Source organism: Ruegeria sp., from assembly GCF_965243365.1.
Taxonomy (GTDB): domain Bacteria; phylum Pseudomonadota; class Alphaproteobacteria; order Rhodobacterales; family Rhodobacteraceae; genus Ruegeria.
Map to the genome: position 1 here is coordinate 2,879,578 of NZ_CBDEUW010000002.1, position 15,720 is coordinate 2,895,297.

Genomic DNA, 15,720 nt, shown 5'->3' on the forward strand with positions numbered 1-15,720 from the left:
ATGACCGCAGTAACCGACGTGCGTGGCGTAGGACAAGCGCTGGCGCAGGCGCTCAGCGCGAATGGCTTTAAGACCGCCGAAGATCTGGCCAAGGCCAAACCGGAAGATTTGGTCAAAGTCCCGCGCATTGGCGTCGCCCGAGCGCCCCTGTTGATCGCTGCAGCACAAGAGGCGGTCAGCGCAAAGCCTGATGCCAAAGCACCGGCCCGCCGCGCGCCAGCCCGTAAACCGGCAACCCGCCGTGCCGCGACACGTACGTCTGCAGCGGCCAAGAAGGCGGAAGCAGAGCGTAAAGCAGCAAAGGAGCGTGCGGCAGCAGAGCAGGCCGCAGCCGAGGCGAAGGCAAAGAAGAAGGCGAAAGCTAAGGCCAAGGCCGAAAAGGCAGCCAAGAAAAAGCTGGAAATGGAAGCGGCTTTCAAAAAGGCCAAAGAAAAGGTCAAGGAAAAGTCCAAGAAGGGCAAGAAAGACAAAAAGCCCAAGAAGGACGACAAAAAGAAGTCCGACAAGAAAAAGGATAAGAAAAAGGCGAAGAAGTAAGCCTTCTTCGCCTTTGAGTATTGATGACCGGCGCCTTTGGGGGACGCCGGTTTTCTTATGCCAAGGTACCGTCTGTTTGCAGCGTCAGCTTGCCGCCCAGATAAGGGGCCAAAACCTCGGGCAGAGTGACCGTGCCATCTGCGTTCTGGCCGTTTTCAAGCACTGCGATCAGGCAGCGCCCGACTGCCAGTCCCGAGCCGTTCAGCGTATGGACATACTCCGGCTTGCCGCCTGCTTCGGGGCGGAAACGCGCATTCATGCGGCGGGCCTGGAAATCGCCTGTGGTCGAGACCGAGCTGATTTCGCGATAGGTATTCTGACCCGGCAGCCAAGCTTCGATATCAAAGGTACGGCGAGCACCAAAGCCCATATCGCCGGTACACAGAACAACCGTGCGGTAGGGTATGCCCAACTGCTCCAGTAGGTCTTCGGCACAGCGCAGCATGCGTTTCTGCTCCTGATCCGAGGTGTCAGGATGGGTGATCGAGACCATTTCGACCTTTTCGAACTGGTGCTGGCGCAGCATGCCTGCGGTGTCCTTGCCGGCGCTGCCAGCTTCGGACCGGAAGCACGTCGTGTGAGCAGTCATTCGGATGGGCAGGGAGGCTTCGTCCAGAATGTCACCTGCCACTGAATAGGTCAGCGTCACCTCGGAGGTTGGGATCAACCACCAGCCATTAGTGGTCTGATAACTGTCTTCGCCGAATTTCGGCAGCTTGTCAGTCCCATACATTGCCTCATCACGGACCAGAACGGGGGTCTGCATCTCGGTCAGGCCGTTCTTGTCGATATGTGTGTCCAGCATGAACTGAGCCAGCGCGCGATGAACGCGGGCAACGCCCTTTGACAGGTTCACAAAGCGGCTGCCACTGGTCTTCGCGGCTGTTTCGAAATCCATCGCTGCAGCGACGGCGGGGATTTCATAGTGCTCTTTGGGGTCAAATTCGAAGTTGCGCGGATTGCCCCAACGGTTCACCTCGACATTATCGTCCTCATCGGCACCTTGCGGCACGTCGTCGGCGGGGACGTTGGCGATGCGGGCCAATTGATCGGTCAGCAGTGCGTCGAGGTCCTTCGCCTCGGTTTGCATCCGGGCGACCTCGGCCTTTTTCTCGGCGACCAGGGCGCGCAGGCGTTCGAACTCAGCTTCATCTCCGCGACCTTTGGCGGCACCAACCTCTTTGCTGGCTTTGTTTTGTTCGGCCTGCGCCGTTTCGGCGGCCAGAATTTTGGCGCGCCGACTTTCGTCCAGCCGCAGCAGGTCTGACGACACCGGCGCGTCCCCACGGCGCGCAAGGGCGGCGTCGAAGGCGGCTGGGTTTTCGCGAATGGCGCGGATGTCGTGCATGGTTCAGATCCTTAATGCGTGAATCACTAGGATCGCTTATGCACCATCTGAAAGGCGGGGTGTAGCACCGGTTACGACTTATCGGCATCCTCGTGTGTTTCGTGTGCCAGATGACCGTCCCAACCCTCGACCGGGATCTTTGGCTCGGGCGGATCGGCCATGTACGAAGGCGTCATGATCTGCACATTGTTTTCGTTGAACACAGCCACAATGTTGCGATGCAGGTCCGAGCGGATTTTCGGAATAATACTGCCACGCGTCGTATAACCGTTGATCTGATAGTTGATCGCGTAGTCGGCCAGAGCGGTCCATAAAACAAAGGGTTCGGGCTTGGACTTGATCCCCTTTGTTCGGTGGGCGGCCTCGATCAGCATCGCTTCGACCTTCTCGGGCGGCTCCTCGTATCCAATGCCAACGGTTGTGTGCAGCAACAGCCCACTGCCGTCCGTTTTCTTCGAGAAATTCACCACGTCCGAGTTCATCAATTGGGCGTTGGGGATCGAGATCAGCTCGTTCTTGATGGACTTCAGATGCGTCTCCATCAGCTTGATCTGCACCACGTCCCCGATATGGTCGCCGATCTGAATGCGGTCCCCGATCGAGGTCGAGCGTCGATAGATCACGAAAAGCCCCGCCAGCATGTTCGACACGACCGAGTTCGCGCCTAGTGACAGCATGGCACCGACAAGAATGGTCAGTCCCTGAAAGGCCGCCGAATCCGAACCGGGAATGTAGGGCACGGCAAAGACCAATGCGATCAGGATGACGACAACGCGGGCGATGTTGAATGTTGGGTTGATCCAGTGTTTTTCGAAATCCCCCATCTCGAACGTGCCAGCTTCGACTGCGTCAAAGAACACGCGCATGCCGCGAATGATATAAAGGGTGATCCAGGTGATCAGCGCCAGCATGATCATGTTTGGGATATAACTGACGATACCCTTGAAGATCAGCAGGACCGGCTCAGTCAGGTAGGTCAGCAGAAGCTGCGCGAAATAGCGGGTCTCGGCAAAGGCCAGCAGGATGAACGACAGGTAATAATAAAAGCCCAGAAAGAAGACGACGAGCAGGATGAAGTTCAGGCCATAACTGACCAGAGCGGCGATAGCTTGTGCCTGCACGCTTTTTGCTGTGGCGGTTTCCACCTCTTTCAGGTGGCGCTGAACGAAACGCAGGGTGCGCCGTCGGATTCTGCGATGCAGCCACAGGATCACCACGATGAACAGGACAAAGGCAATAGTCCAGGCGGCCGCCTCAATCGCGCCGGACACACGGGCCCGGTCTGTCCGGTTTGCACGATAGGATTCTATGGATTGTTTGATCGCATTGCCATGCAAGACACTGAGAACGCTCAGATCCATCTGGTCCAGTTCGGAATCGGCCGTGGTGACAATTGAAATTCGCTCACCATCCGCCAGAATCCAGGTGCCCAACTCGGTTTCTTCAAAGCTGATTTCAACCGTTGGGTTGTCCGAGGCCTCGGCAACTTGAACGATCTTATCCTGAACAGTTTCCGCGCGTTCCGGGGCGGGCAGGGCGCTGGACCCTCGCACCTGGAACAGAATATCCCCATCCACAATCACCGGAGCCATAAAGGCATCCGAATCCTCTGCCTCGGTTTCGGTGTTCGCAAGGGGTGCTTCCTGCGCCGAAACCGACCCCACCAGGTATAAACCCAGCGCAAGCGTGATCAGAAAATAAGGCAGCAATCGGAAGGGCTTGAATTGTCGTGTCATGTGTCCCCCTTGAGCGGAACTATACCTTGTTTGGGTGATGTTCCTAGGACATATCTGCAACGCTTTGACCATTCGGGCCAGTCGCAAAGGCGGAAGTGGCACTTTGCATCATCGCCTTTGCTTGCAAAGGGCGGGTTCAAAGCATAGGTTCCCGGCAAATTTGCGGAGTGTTGCCGCAAGATCTGAATAAAGGAATGTCCCATGGAAGGTGGCGCAATCGCCCAGTTTCTCCCGCTGATCCTGATTTTTGCGATCATGTATTTCCTGCTGATCCGTCCGCAGCAGAAAAAGATGAAAGAACATAAGGCGATGGTCGATGCGCTGCGTCGTGGGGATCAGGTGGTCACTCAGGGTGGCCTGATCGGCAAGGTGGTCAAGGTTAAGGACGACGGCGAAGTCGAGGTCGAGATCGCCGATGGCGTCAAGGTGCGCGTGGTTCAGGCGACCATCGCTCAGGTCCTGAACAAGACCGAACCGGCGAAGTAACTTCGCGCGACAATTCCTTGAAAAGGCAGGGTAATGCTGCAAATTGATACCTGGAAGCGGGTTCTGATCTGGTCGGTCTGTGTGATCGGCCTTTTCCTGGCCCTGCCGAATGCGTTTTACACCCGCGTTGAGCTGTCGAACGATGCCAAAGCAGAGATTGAGCTGGGCGCAGACACTCCGGAAAACCAAGCTGAAGCTGCGTTGTGGCCCAATTGGCTGCCATCATCGCTGGTCAATCTGGGTCTTGATCTGCGCGGCGGGGCGCATCTGCTGGCCGAGGTCAAGGTAGAGGATGTATACGAATCCCGGATGGAGGCGATGTGGCCAGAAGTCCGGGATGCTTTGCGCGACGAACGTGTGACCGTTGGCACAATCCGCAAGCAACCTTCCGCCCCGGATGAGATTCGCGTCCGCATCAGCCAACCCGAGGGCATGCCCCGCGCGTTGGAGGTTGTGCGCGGTCTGGCCCGACAGATCCAGACCCTGACGGGTGTCGGTTCGACAGATATCGAGGCCCGGGCCGAAGGCGACACAATCATTGTCCAGTTGTCCGAGGCTGAAAAACTGGCTTCAGATGACCGTACCGTGCGTCAAGCACTGGAAATCATTCGCCGCCGGATCGATGAGGTCGGCACGCGCGAGCCCACCATTCAGCGTCAGGGCGCGGATCGCATACTGATTCAGGTGCCGGGCATCGGCAGCGCGGGGGAACTGAAAGAGATTATCGGCACGACCGCGCAGTTGACCTTTAACCCGGTCGCAGGCCGCGGGACTGACCCGGATGCGGTTCCGGGCATTGGTGAGAAAATCGTTTCATCTATCGACGAGAATGGCGTTTATTATACCATCGACGCGGCCCCAGTCGTAACCGGTGAAGAACTTGTCGATGCACAACCTTCGTTCGACCAGAACGGTCGTCCGGCGGTCAGCTTCCGGTTCAATACCTCCGGCGCGCGCAAGTTTGGCGACTACACGCTGGAAAACATCGGCGCGCCGTTTGCCATTGTGCTGGATGACGAGTTGATCTCGGCCCCCGTGATCCAAAGCCATATTCCGGGCGGCTCAGGCATCATCACCGGCAACTTTACCGTTGAGGAAAGCACCAATCTGGCCGTCCTGTTGCGTGCCGGTGCGCTGCCTGCGGGGTTGGAATTCCTCGAAGAACGCACCATCGGCCCCGAGTTGGGGCAGGACAGCATTGACGCTGGCAAGGTCGCAACCATCGTGGCCTTTGTCGCGGTGCTGACCTTCATGGCACTCAGCTATGGTCTGTTTGGCCTCTTCGCGAATATTGCGCTGATCATAAACGTGGGGCTCCTATTCGGGCTTCTGTCGCTGATCGGAGCCACGCTGACCCTGCCGGGTATCGCTGGCATCGTGTTGACGGTCGGTATGGCTGTGGACGCTAACGTGCTGATCTTCGAGCGTATCCGCGAGGAACTGAAATCCGCCAAAGGCCCGGCGCGTGCCATCGAATTGGGTTACGAAAAGGCGCTGTCGGCCATTCTGGACGCCAACGTGACCACCTTCATCACGGCAACCATCTTGTTTGCCATGGGCAGTGGACCCGTGCGCGGTTTCGCCATCACCCTGGGGTTGGGTATTCTAACCTCGGTCTTCACAGCGATCTTTGTGACGCGCCTGATGATCGTCATATGGTTCGAACGCCGCCGTCCGAAAATGATCGAGGTTTGACATGAGACTGAAACTCGTACCCCAAAACACCTCGTTCGATTTTTTCAGCCGCTGGAAGGTCTGGCTTGGCATCTCGGGCCTGATGATGGTGATCGCCTTCACTTCGTTCATGCTACAGGGGCTGAATTTCGGCATCGACTTCCGGGGTGGTACCACGATCCGGACCGAGAGCGCGCAAGAGATCGATGTTGGTGCCTATCGCGACGCCATTGCTCCCTTGGAACTGGGCGATGTCACGATCACCGAGATTTTTGATCCAACATTCGGCGAAGATCAGAACGTCGCGATGATCCGCATTCAGGCGCAGGCTGATGCCGAGGCGGTGTCTGCCGCGACCGTCACAGCGGTCGAACAGGCGCTGCAAGGCGTCGTACCGGATATCGAGTTCGTGTCGGTCGAATCCGTCGGCCCCAAAGTCTCGGGTGAGTTGATCCAAACCGCCGTGATCGCGGTGGTCCTCGCTATCGGAGCGGTGCTTGTCTACATCTGGCTGCGCTTTGAATGGCAGTTCGCATTGGGCGCGGTCGCTGCCCTTGTCCATGACGTGATCCTGACCATCGGCATCTTCTCTGAGCTGCAAATCCGCTTTGACCTCGCAATCATCGCGGCACTGCTGACCATCGTGGGCTACTCATTGAACGACACCGTGGTTGTCTTCGACCGGGTGCGTGAGAACCTGCGGAAGTACAAGAAGAAAGAGCTGAAGGAAGTCCTGAACATCTCGATCAACGAGACGCTCAGCCGGACGGTGATGACCTCGGTCACCACATTGCTGGCGTTGATCTCGCTTTATGTGCTGGGCGGGGATGTGATCCGGGGCTTTGTCTTTGCGATGATCTGGGGTGTGATCGTGGGAACCTATTCCTCGGTCTTCGTGGCCTCGACCATCCTGCTGTGGCTGGGTGTCAAACGCGACTGGTCGAAACCGTCCAACACGGCCGGCAATCAGTTCGCCAATATCGATGCCTGATCTGATTGGCCAGACCCCGGCGGGTCTGGTCATCCCGAATCTGACGGGCAATTGGATGGGCGGCTGACTGTTCCGCCCCGACTAGGCTATTTCTCATTGGGGGGCTTATCTGGCGATAACCATTGCGGCCTTGTCCGGATTGCCGCTTTGAGGCTAGAAGACCCCATGCGCCTGAATGAGATCACCTACAATAACGCAGTGCCTGTCGACGGGTACGGTCCCGGATTTTTCCGTATCGGCGGCGAGGTTTTCGAGGGTCGGGTCCTGACCGGCCCTTCGGGCACCGCGAACTGGGGTGGATATGATGATCGGACGGCTCTGCTGGACCTCGCTGACGACATAGATGTCCTGCTTATCGGTACAGGCGCGGATCTGACCCACATCCCGCAAAACCTTCGGTCCGCGCTGGAAGACGCCAACATTGGCGTCGAGGTCATGAACTCTCCGGCGGCATGCCGCACATATAACGTCCTGCTTTCAGAAGGCCGCCGTATCGCGCTCGCGTTGTTGCCTGTCTGAACTGATCCAGTCTTCATCTGGCCCAAAATATCCCGGGGAGCGCGAGGGGCTGGCCCCTCGCTCCACCGTCACGCCATGAACCGCGCTCTCTGACTCTGCGGCAATTCCGACCTTTTGCCTGTGCGCACAATCGGCTAAGCGGGCAGAATGACTTTGACGGTGACTGATCTGGCGATTGCCCGCGGCGGCGTTCCGGTGCTCGAAGGGCTAAGCTTCAAGCTCGAGGTCGGGCGCGCGCTGATCCTGCGTGGGCCCAACGGGATCGGTAAGACCACACTGCTCCGAACCCTGGCCGGGTTGCAGCAACCGCTTGATGGGCTGATCGAAGGGGCAGAGGATCAGATCGCTTATGCGTCACATTCCGATGGGTTAAAGCCAACGCTGAGCGTTGCCGAAAACCTCAGTTTTTGGGCTTCGGTGTTCGGCACGACGGGTATCCAGACCGCACTTGACGCGTTTGCACTGAACGAACTGGCTGACCGGTACGCGGGCAACCTGTCTGCCGGGCAGAAACGGCGCCTCGGGCTGGCGCGCATGCTGGTCACTGGCCGCCCGATCTGGATGCTGGACGAGCCGACTGTGTCATTGGACAAAAACGCCGTTCAGATGTTTGCGGACGCAGTCCGCGCGCATTTGGGGCAGGGCGGTTCTGCCCTGATCGCCACCCATATCGATCTTGGCCTTGACGGAGAGGTACTGGATGTCGGCCCCAACAAGGCCAAGCCCAAACCCATCGATGATTTCGATGGAGGTTTCCTGTGATCGCCCTTCTGCTGCGTGATCTGAAGCTGGCCTTCCGCGCAGGCGGAGGTTTTGGCCTCGGCCTGGCCTTCTTCCTGATTGTCACAGTGCTGGTACCTTTTTCGGTCGGCCCGCAATCCTCACTATTGTCGACGATTGCGCCGGGCGTGCTGTGGCTGGGCGCTTTGCTGGCTTGCCTTCTGTCGCTTGATCGCCTGTTGGCGCTGGATTGGGAGGACGGTTCGCTCGACCTGCTGGCGACCGCGCCGCTGCCGCTCGAGGCTGTCGTGACGATGAAGGCGCTAGCCCATTGGCTGACGACCGGCCTTCCGCTGGTTCTGGCCGCGCCGTTTCTGGGTGTGTTGCTGAATTTGCCCGTGCCGGGGTTCTTCTGGCTGGTCATATCCTTGCTGATCGGTACCCCCGCGATGAGCGTTATCGGCACCTTTGGCGCAGCCCTGACCGTGGGTTTGAAGCGCGGCGGCCTGCTGTTGTCGCTGCTGGTCTTGCCGCTTTACGTGCCTACGTTGATCTTCGGGGCCGAAGTCGCCCGACGTGGGGCAACGGGGATGGAAACCCAAACCCCGCTGCTGATGCTGGCCGGGATAACCGCTGCCACGGTTGCACTGCTGCCCTTTGCCAGTGCTGCGGTATTGCGGATCAATCTGCGGTGAAGCGCCACAGCATTGACCGAGGTCAATTGAGAACTTGCTCGAGTCGGACTAGATAGAGCCCATGTCAATCGCAGCCAAAGCCAACTCCCTTTGGGAATATGCCAATCCAAGGAAATTCCTGGCCACCAGTGAACGGGTCCTGCCGTTCTTCTGGATCAGTGCAGGTTTGTGCCTGGTTGTCGGGCTGGTCTGGGGCTTTTTCTTTACTCCGGATGACTACAAGCAAGGTTCGACCGTCAAGATCATCTATTTGCATGTTCCGTCGGCACTGATGGCGATCAACTGTTGGCTGATGATGCTGGCGACCTCGCTGGTTTGGCTGGTGCGGCGTCACCACGTCAGTGCGCTGGCGGCCCGCGCCGCTGCCCCGATAGGTATTGTGATGACGTTGATAGCGCTGGCGACCGGCGCCATTTGGGGCCAGCCCATGTGGGGCACATGGTGGGCGTGGGACCCGCGCCTGACCTCGTTCCTGATCCTGTTCCTGTTCTACTTGGGCTATGTGGCCCTGTGGGAAGCCATCGAGGATCCGGACACCGCCGCCGATCTGACGTCTGTGCTGTGCCTGGTGGGATCAGTTTTTGCCCTCCTCAGCCGCTATGCGGTGAATTTCTGGAACCAGGGTCTGCATCAAGGGGCATCGGTCATGCGGGCCGGGGCGATTACCGGTGCCGATACCGAAGAGAAGGTCAGCAACATCTACTTCTATCCGCTGCTGCTGTGTATCGTGGGCTTTGTTCTGTTGTTCATTGCGCTGGTGTTTTACCGCACCGGAACAGAAATTCGCGCCCGTCGGGTCAAGGTGTTGCTGGCGCGGGAAAGGGTAAGCGGATGATCCCCGATCTTGGAAAATATGCTGATACGGTTCTGTCCGCATACGCGGCCTCGATTGTCTTACTGATCGCGTTGGTGGTGTTTAGTGTGATGCGTGGCCGCAAAGTTCGGGCTGAAATGGAAAAGGTCGAACAAAGGATGACCCGCAATGGCTAAGATTTCCCCGCTTATGCTGGCTCCTCCGTTGATCTTTGGTGCCTTCGCTGTATTGGCGGGGATTGGTATGTTCCGCGACGATCCCAACGCACTGCCATCCGCGCGCGAGGGGCAGCTCGCGCCCCCGGTCGTTCTGACCGAGTTCGCGGGCAAACCGGGTTTCGACGATGCCACATTGCGCGACGGAGAGGTTAAGCTGGTCAATTATTGGGCCAGTTGGTGCGCGCCATGCCGGGTTGAGCATCCCAACCTGCAGGCATTGTCTGACGAAGGCATCCCGGTCTACGGCATTAACTACAAAGATCAGTTGAACAATGCCGAAGCTTTTCTGGTCGAGCTTGGCGATCCTTATCGCGGGATTGGCCGGGATGAGCAGGGGCGTATGGGGTTGGATTGGGGCGTTTATGGCGTGCCCGAAACCTATGTGATCGATGGGGACGGTACGATTATCCTGCGGATTGCCGGACCAGTGACGCAGCGTGTGATCAAAAACACGCTCCGCCCTGCGTTGGAAAAGGCATCCGGCAACTGAGCCCGTGGCCGAGGTGTCCTCTAAAGCCTGTAGCCACCCGTGACAGACAGTGTTTCTCCGGTGATGAATGCTGCATCGTCAGAGGCAAGAAACCTTACGACCCTGGCAATATCCTTCGGAGCACCCGCACGCCCCAAAGCCGTTTCCGCCACAAATTTTGCCGTCAGCTCATCTGATCGTGGTGCCTCGGGCGTGTTGATCGCGCCGGGGGCGACTGCGTTGACGCGAATCCCGTCCGGTCCAAGCTCTTTCGCCATGGCTCGCGTCCAGAGGTTCAACGCTGCCTTGCTTGCCCCATAGGTGGCTGCATCACGCGGCGGCAAGATAGCATTCATAGAAGAAATACTGACAACCGCGGCCCCGCGTTTCAAATGCGGCAAGGCCGCTGACAAAAGCGCGACCGGCGCCAACAGGTTCAAATCCAGAATCGCCCGGTGGTCGTCGAACTGAAACTCCTCCTTCGGGGTCATCTTCACAAGACCGGCATTGTTGACGATCACATCCAGACGCCCAAATCGCTGCAGTGTTTGCGCGATCACTGCCGCGGGCTGATCAGGCTGCGTCAGGTCCGACTTTATCGGCAGCGTGTCTTCCCCTAAAAGTGACGCCGGAGGAAGGGTGGAATGCCAGGTGAAGGCCACGCTGTAATCCTGGTTTAAATCTTCCACGATCGCCCTGCCAATGCCACGCGATCCACCGGTTACCAATGCAACTTTGCCCATATCAACCTCCTCAGCGCACCAGAGCCTGAGTAGTGTGAGAATTCAACTTCTTCTGTTCAAAAATACCTCGGAGCGCGAGGCAGAGCCTCGCAAAAAGCAAAAGGACGCCATGGGCGTCCTTTCACAACTCTTCAAAAATGCAGCCTCAGCTGGCTTTGGCCAGATTCCGCAGCACGTATTGAAGCACACCGCCGTTCTCGATGTATTCGATCTCGGGCGCGGTATCGATGCGGCACTTCAGGGTGATCGTCTTCTCGGCGCCGTCGCCGTAAACGATCGTGCAGGGCACCTCTTGCAGCGGTTCAACCGAGTCCAACCCGTGGATTGAGACGGTCTCATCCCCCTTCAGACCTAGCGATTTGCGTGTATCCCCACCCGTGAACTCGAACGGGATCACGCCCATACCAACCAGGTTCGAGCGGTGGATGCGCTCAAAGCTCTCGGCGATCACGGCTTTCACACCCAGCAGGGCAGTCCCTTTGGCCGCCCAGTCGCGCGACGAGCCCGCACCGTACTGTTCGCCGCCAAAGACGACCAGCGGCGTGCCCTGTTCCTGATAGGCCATCGACGCCTCATAGACCGAGGTCTGCTCGCCATCGGGGCCTTTGGTGTAACCGCCTTCGACACCATCCAGCATCTCGTTCTTGACGCGGATATTGGCGAATGTGCCGCGCATCATGATCTCGTGGTTACCGCGGCGCGAACCGTAAGAGTTGAACTCGCGCGGCTGAACCTGACGGTCGGTCAGATACTTACCGGCAGGTGTGGTCGTCGCAAACGAACCGGCGGGCGAGATATGGTCTGTGGTGATCATGTCCCCCAGGATCAGCAGAACCTTGGCCCCTTCGATGTTCGAGATCGTGCCCGGCTCGGCTCCCATGCCCTGGAAATAGGGCGGGTTCTGGATATAGGTCGAGGTCGGCGGCCAGTCATAGGTCTCCTGCTGCGGAACATCGACGTTCTGCCACTTTTCATCGCCTTTGAAGACGTCCGCGTATTTCGACTGGAACGCATCGCGAGTCACGGTCGCCTCAACCAGCTCTGCGATTTCGCTCTGCGTCGGCCAGATGTCTTTCATGTAGACATCGTTGCCATCCTTGTCCTGACCGATCGGTTCCGAAGTCAGGTCAATGTCCAGAGTACCGGCCAGCGCATAGACCACGACCAACGGTGGCGAGGCCAGATAGTTGGCGCGCACATCCGGCGAGATGCGGCCTTCGAAGTTGCGGTTGCCCGACAAAACCGAGGTTGCGACCAGGTCACCTTCGGCAATGGCTTCGCTGATTTCCCTCTGGATCGGACCCGAGTTGCCGATACAGGTGGTGCAGCCGTAACCCACGAGGTTGAAGCCGATCTTGTCCAGATCTTCCTGCAGACCAGCCGCCTCAAGATAGGCCGACACAACTTGCGAACCGGGGGCCAGCGATGTCTTGACCCACGGCTTGCGATCCAAACCCAACGCGGCAGCTTTGCGCGCCACAAGGCCCGCGCCGATCATCACGTAGGGGTTCGAGGTGTTGGTGCAGGAGGTGATCGAGGCGATCACAACCTTGCCCGACTCCATGCCGTATTCCTCACCTTTGACCTCGACCTGTTTGCCCATCGGGCGCTTGAAAGTCTCTTCCATTTCTTTGGTGAAGGCGGCTTTGGCGTCGGTCAGAGCGACATAGTCCTGCGGACGTTTCGGGCCCGAGATCGCGGGCACGATGGTGCCCATATCCAGCGACAGCGTGTCGGTGTAGATCGGTGCATAGTCCGCGCCGCGCCAGAAGCCGTTCTCTTTGGCATAGGCTTCGACCAGCGCGATGCGGTCTTCGTCACGGCCCGTGTTCCTCATATAGCGCAGGGTTTCCCCGTCAATCGGGAAGAAGCCACAGGTCGCGCCATATTCGGGTGCCATGTTGGCGATGGTCGCACGGTCGGCCAGCGGCAGACGGTCCAGACCTTCGCCGTAGAATTCAACGAATTTACCCACCACACCTTTTTCGCGCAGCATCTCGACGACTTTCAGAACCAGGTCGGTGCCAGTGGTGCCTTCGACCATGGACCCGGTCAATTCAAAGCCCACAACCTCGGGGATCAGCATTGAGATCGGCTGACCCAGCATCGCGGCCTCGGCCTCGATCCCGCCAACGCCCCAGCCAAGTACGGCCATGCCGTTGACCATGGTGGTGTGGCTGTCGGTGCCAACCAGCGTATCGGGATAAGCAACCTCGTCCCCGTTCTGATCGGTATCGGTCCAGACGGTCTGGGCTAGATATTCCAGGTTCACCTGGTGGCAGATGCCGGTGCCGGGGGGAACAACGCGGAAGTTATTAAAGGCGTTCTGGCCCCATTTCAGGAACTGATACCGCTCCATGTTGCGTTCGTATTCACGGTCCACGTTCATCTGGAACGCGCGCGGGTTGCCGAACTCGTCAATCATGACCGAGTGGTCGATGACCAGATCAACCGGGTTCAGCGGGTTGATCTTCTGCGCGTCGCCACCCAGACCTTTGATACCGTCACGCATCGCGGCCAAATCGACCACAGCAGGGACGCCGGTGAAGTCCTGCATCAGAACTCGGGCCGGGCGATAGGCGATCTCACGCGGGTTTTTACCGCCTTTCGCACCCCATTCGGCGAAGGCCTTGATGTCGTCAACCGAGACCGAAAAACCGTCATCCTCGAACCGCAGCATGTTTTCCAGCACCACTTTCAGCGCGGCAGGCAGTTTCGAGAAGTCACCCAGACCGGCCTCTTGCGCGGCGGGGATCGAGTAATAGGAAATGGACTTGCCATTCACGCTCAGGCTGCGGCGTGTTTTGGCGGTATCCTGTCCAACTTTGATGGGCATCTTATGGCCTCCCTCTCAAATGACGTGGAATATGGGATTCGCTGAGGGGTATCTGCATGACGTTTGCCTTCGGTTCAAGGTCCAACAGGCCACCTGCGGCAATTTTTGTATACCATTGCACACATTTTTGCAAAATTTCGCCATCAACCTCTCAAGAAACCTTGATTGGTAGGTGAAGGAAGATCGGTTTAGAACTTGAACATCGCCTATCAGACTTGGATTCTACCATGATCAAACCTGCCGCCATCGCGCTTGCTTCGTTGTTTTTTGTCCCGTCGGCCCAGGCCGGATCGGACCCGGTGGTGGTCGAGCTTTTTACCTCGCAGGGCTGTTCTTCCTGTCCTCCGGCGGACCGGATCATGCACGATTTGGCCAAACGGGATGATGTGATCGGTCTGGCGCTGCATGTGGATTATTGGGATTATATCGGGTGGAAAGACGAATATGCCGACCCCGACCACGCTCTGCGTCAAAGGGCTTATGCGCGGCATGCCGGTCAAACGATGATCTACACGCCTCAGATGGTGATCAACGGGCAAAATGACGTTGTTGGAGCGAATGAAGGCGAATTGCGCCAGATCATTGGCGTGCATCTGGCGTCCGCGCCCAAGGCCGAAGTTACCGCCTCGCGGGTCGGGGAAGAGATTAAGGTAAGTGTCACGCCCTTCGAACTGCCAGCGGGTGAACATTACGATATTCGCGTGGTGCAATATTCACCGCTGCGCCATGCATCGATCCGGCGGGGTGAATTGGCGGGGCATGATCTGGACTATGCAAATGTGGTCGAAGGCTGGCAGAGCGCGGGCAGGTGGAACGGTGCCGCCGCTCAGACTTTCGAATTGACCTTGCCGGATGATTTACCGGCGGTCGTGTTGGTTCAACAGGTGGATCACGGGCCGATTGTGGCGGCCGCGCGGGTCAAGTAGTCAGGGCATATCCTGAGGTTTCACACCCAGCCCGCGCCAGGATTTCCAGCGGCGGTGGATCCAGAACCACTGACCCATATGCTGACGGACCATCGCCTCAAGATCGTCATTGGTGAATTGCGTCATGGTCTTGGGATCGGTGTGTGGCACAGGGTCGTGCAGGACAATTTCAAAATCGATGCCGTTGGGTTGGCGCACGGCGTAGCAAGGGATCAACACGGCCTTGTATTTTATAGCCAGTTCCGCATTCAGCACCGAAGTCACGGCAGGTTTTCCGAAAAAGGTAAGTTCCTCACCACCCTGTGCATGCAAGTCTGACACAATGGCGATGATGCCTCCGCTTTTGAGGGTGCGGACCATTTCAACCATGCCGCGGCGTCCCTGTTCGAACATTGGCGCGCCGGTCTCGTAAAAAGCGTCGACATACATATCGTTGAAATAGGGGTTTGCCATTCGACGATACAGACAGCCAATTGGTTTGCCACTGCGGGCCTGCAACGCGACACGCGCGGCAAGGTAATGCCCGAAATGCGCGGTGATCATCATAACCGGCTTGCCCTCGGCGGCGGCCCGGTCAAAGGCTTCGACCCCCGGGCCGGAAATCTTGGCGTTGGTCTGCCGTTTTATGAAACCTTCTGACGAGAAATGCTCCATAATCGCGCGACCGGCGTTGTCGGGTACGGCGCGGCAGATGCGTTTTACTTCTGCCTCGGACAGGTCAGGGCAGGTGAGTTTCAGGTTGCGCCGCACGCGTGTCCGGTAACCCACAACCGGCGCCAGCCACCGGACAATCGCACCCATCGCGGCAATGCGCTTTTCATAGGGAAGCATCCGCATGCCGCCGATCACAGCTTTCAGGAACATGTTGGCGATGTAATATTTGCCAAGCTCAATCCGGCTTAGTTTGGACTTATTTGCTGGCATGGAGAGGACTCACCGGGTGTTTGAAAGTGCGGCCCCAGACATACAGGCCCCGTATCCCGTTCACAAGCGCCAGCCAGCCATCGA

At 58.1% G+C, this 15,720-nt stretch carries 16 protein-coding genes; 11 read left to right on the forward strand and 5 right to left on the reverse strand.

The annotated features are described in order from the left end of the window. Nucleotides 1–537, forward strand: coding sequence for a helix-hairpin-helix domain-containing protein (locus tag ACP0GE_RS17970; RefSeq protein WP_424833277.1), 537 nt, complete (start codon nucleotides 1–3; stop codon nucleotides 535–537). Nucleotides 538–592: 55 nt separating this feature from the next. On the opposite strand, the gene serS is transcribed toward ACP0GE_RS17970, so the two are convergent. Together serS and ACP0GE_RS17980 are read right to left on the reverse strand one after the other, a co-directional pair. Next, entirely contained in the window at nucleotides 593–1,885 is a 1,293-nt protein-coding gene (gene serS / locus ACP0GE_RS17975; protein WP_424833278.1) for a serine--tRNA ligase, read from the reverse strand. 71 nt (nucleotides 1,886–1,956) lie between these two features. Beyond that, nucleotides 1,957–3,621, reverse strand: coding sequence for a mechanosensitive ion channel family protein (locus ACP0GE_RS17980; RefSeq protein ID WP_424833279.1), 1,665 nt, complete (start codon nucleotides 3,619–3,621; stop codon nucleotides 1,957–1,959). A gap of 201 nt (nucleotides 3,622–3,822) precedes the next feature. Here ACP0GE_RS17980 and yajC point away from each other — a divergent pair, with 201 nt between their 5' ends. The 9 genes from yajC (at nucleotide 3,823) to ACP0GE_RS18025 (ending at nucleotide 10,228) form a co-directional block, all read left to right on the forward strand. Next, nucleotides 3,823–4,107 (forward strand): preprotein translocase subunit YajC, encoded by a 285-nt coding sequence (gene yajC / locus ACP0GE_RS17985; RefSeq protein ID WP_424833280.1) that lies wholly within the window; start codon nucleotides 3,823–3,825, stop codon nucleotides 4,105–4,107. Nucleotides 4,108–4,140: 33 nt separating this feature from the next. Further along, nucleotides 4,141–5,802 carry a protein translocase subunit SecD gene (gene secD, locus ACP0GE_RS17990; RefSeq protein ID WP_424833281.1) on the forward strand — a complete coding sequence of 554 codons (1,662 nt, stop codon included), beginning with the start codon at nucleotides 4,141–4,143 and terminating at the stop codon, nucleotides 5,800–5,802. A 1-nt stretch (nucleotide 5,803) separates the two neighbouring features. Next, a complete protein-coding gene (secF, locus tag ACP0GE_RS17995; RefSeq protein WP_424833282.1) occupies nucleotides 5,804–6,772 on the forward strand; it encodes a protein translocase subunit SecF in 969 nt (322 codons plus the stop codon). A gap of 165 nt (nucleotides 6,773–6,937) precedes the next feature. After that, a complete protein-coding gene (locus tag ACP0GE_RS18000; RefSeq protein WP_424833283.1) occupies nucleotides 6,938–7,291 on the forward strand; it encodes an Mth938-like domain-containing protein in 354 nt (117 codons plus the stop codon). A gap of 147 nt (nucleotides 7,292–7,438) precedes the next feature. Beyond that, nucleotides 7,439–8,053, forward strand: a complete 615-nt coding sequence (gene ccmA, locus ACP0GE_RS18005) for a heme ABC exporter ATP-binding protein CcmA (protein WP_424833284.1) — start codon at nucleotides 7,439–7,441, stop codon at nucleotides 8,051–8,053. After that, nucleotides 8,050–8,706, forward strand: coding sequence for a heme exporter protein CcmB (gene ccmB / locus ACP0GE_RS18010; RefSeq protein WP_424833285.1), 657 nt, complete (start codon nucleotides 8,050–8,052; stop codon nucleotides 8,704–8,706). Before ccmA ends, ccmB begins: the two co-directional genes overlap by 4 nt. A 61-nt stretch (nucleotides 8,707–8,767) precedes the next feature. Then, a complete protein-coding gene (locus tag ACP0GE_RS18015) occupies nucleotides 8,768–9,541 on the forward strand; it encodes a heme ABC transporter permease (protein ID WP_424833286.1) in 774 nt (257 codons plus the stop codon). Next, nucleotides 9,538–9,696, forward strand: a complete 159-nt coding sequence (gene ccmD, locus ACP0GE_RS18020) for a heme exporter protein CcmD (protein WP_424833287.1) — start codon at nucleotides 9,538–9,540, stop codon at nucleotides 9,694–9,696. Before ACP0GE_RS18015 ends, ccmD begins: the two co-directional genes overlap by 4 nt. After that, nucleotides 9,689–10,228 (forward strand): DsbE family thiol:disulfide interchange protein, encoded by a 540-nt coding sequence (locus ACP0GE_RS18025; RefSeq protein ID WP_424833288.1) that lies wholly within the window; start codon nucleotides 9,689–9,691, stop codon nucleotides 10,226–10,228. Before ccmD ends, ACP0GE_RS18025 begins: the two co-directional genes overlap by 8 nt. 20 nt (nucleotides 10,229–10,248) lie before the next feature. Here ACP0GE_RS18025 and ACP0GE_RS18030 read toward each other — a convergent pair whose 3' ends face one another. After that, nucleotides 10,249–10,950, reverse strand: coding sequence for an SDR family NAD(P)-dependent oxidoreductase (locus ACP0GE_RS18030; protein WP_424833289.1), 702 nt, complete (start codon nucleotides 10,948–10,950; stop codon nucleotides 10,249–10,251). 145 nt (nucleotides 10,951–11,095) lie between these two features. Further along, a complete protein-coding gene (gene acnA, locus ACP0GE_RS18035; protein ID WP_424833290.1) occupies nucleotides 11,096–13,786 on the reverse strand; it encodes an aconitate hydratase AcnA in 2,691 nt (896 codons plus the stop codon). A gap of 227 nt (nucleotides 13,787–14,013) precedes the next feature. On the opposite strand from acnA, the gene ACP0GE_RS18040 reads away from it, so the two are divergent. Further along, nucleotides 14,014–14,712 carry a DUF1223 domain-containing protein gene (locus tag ACP0GE_RS18040; RefSeq protein ID WP_424833291.1) on the forward strand — a complete coding sequence of 233 codons (699 nt, stop codon included), beginning with the start codon at nucleotides 14,014–14,016 and terminating at the stop codon, nucleotides 14,710–14,712. Here the strand turns inward: ACP0GE_RS18040 and ACP0GE_RS18045 are convergent, their stop codons facing one another. Next, complete coding sequence (locus ACP0GE_RS18045; protein ID WP_424833292.1) at nucleotides 14,713–15,636, reverse strand: lysophospholipid acyltransferase family protein; 924 nt, start codon at nucleotides 15,634–15,636, stop codon at nucleotides 14,713–14,715. It lies immediately after the preceding gene. Nucleotides 15,637–15,720: the final 84 nt, after the last annotated feature.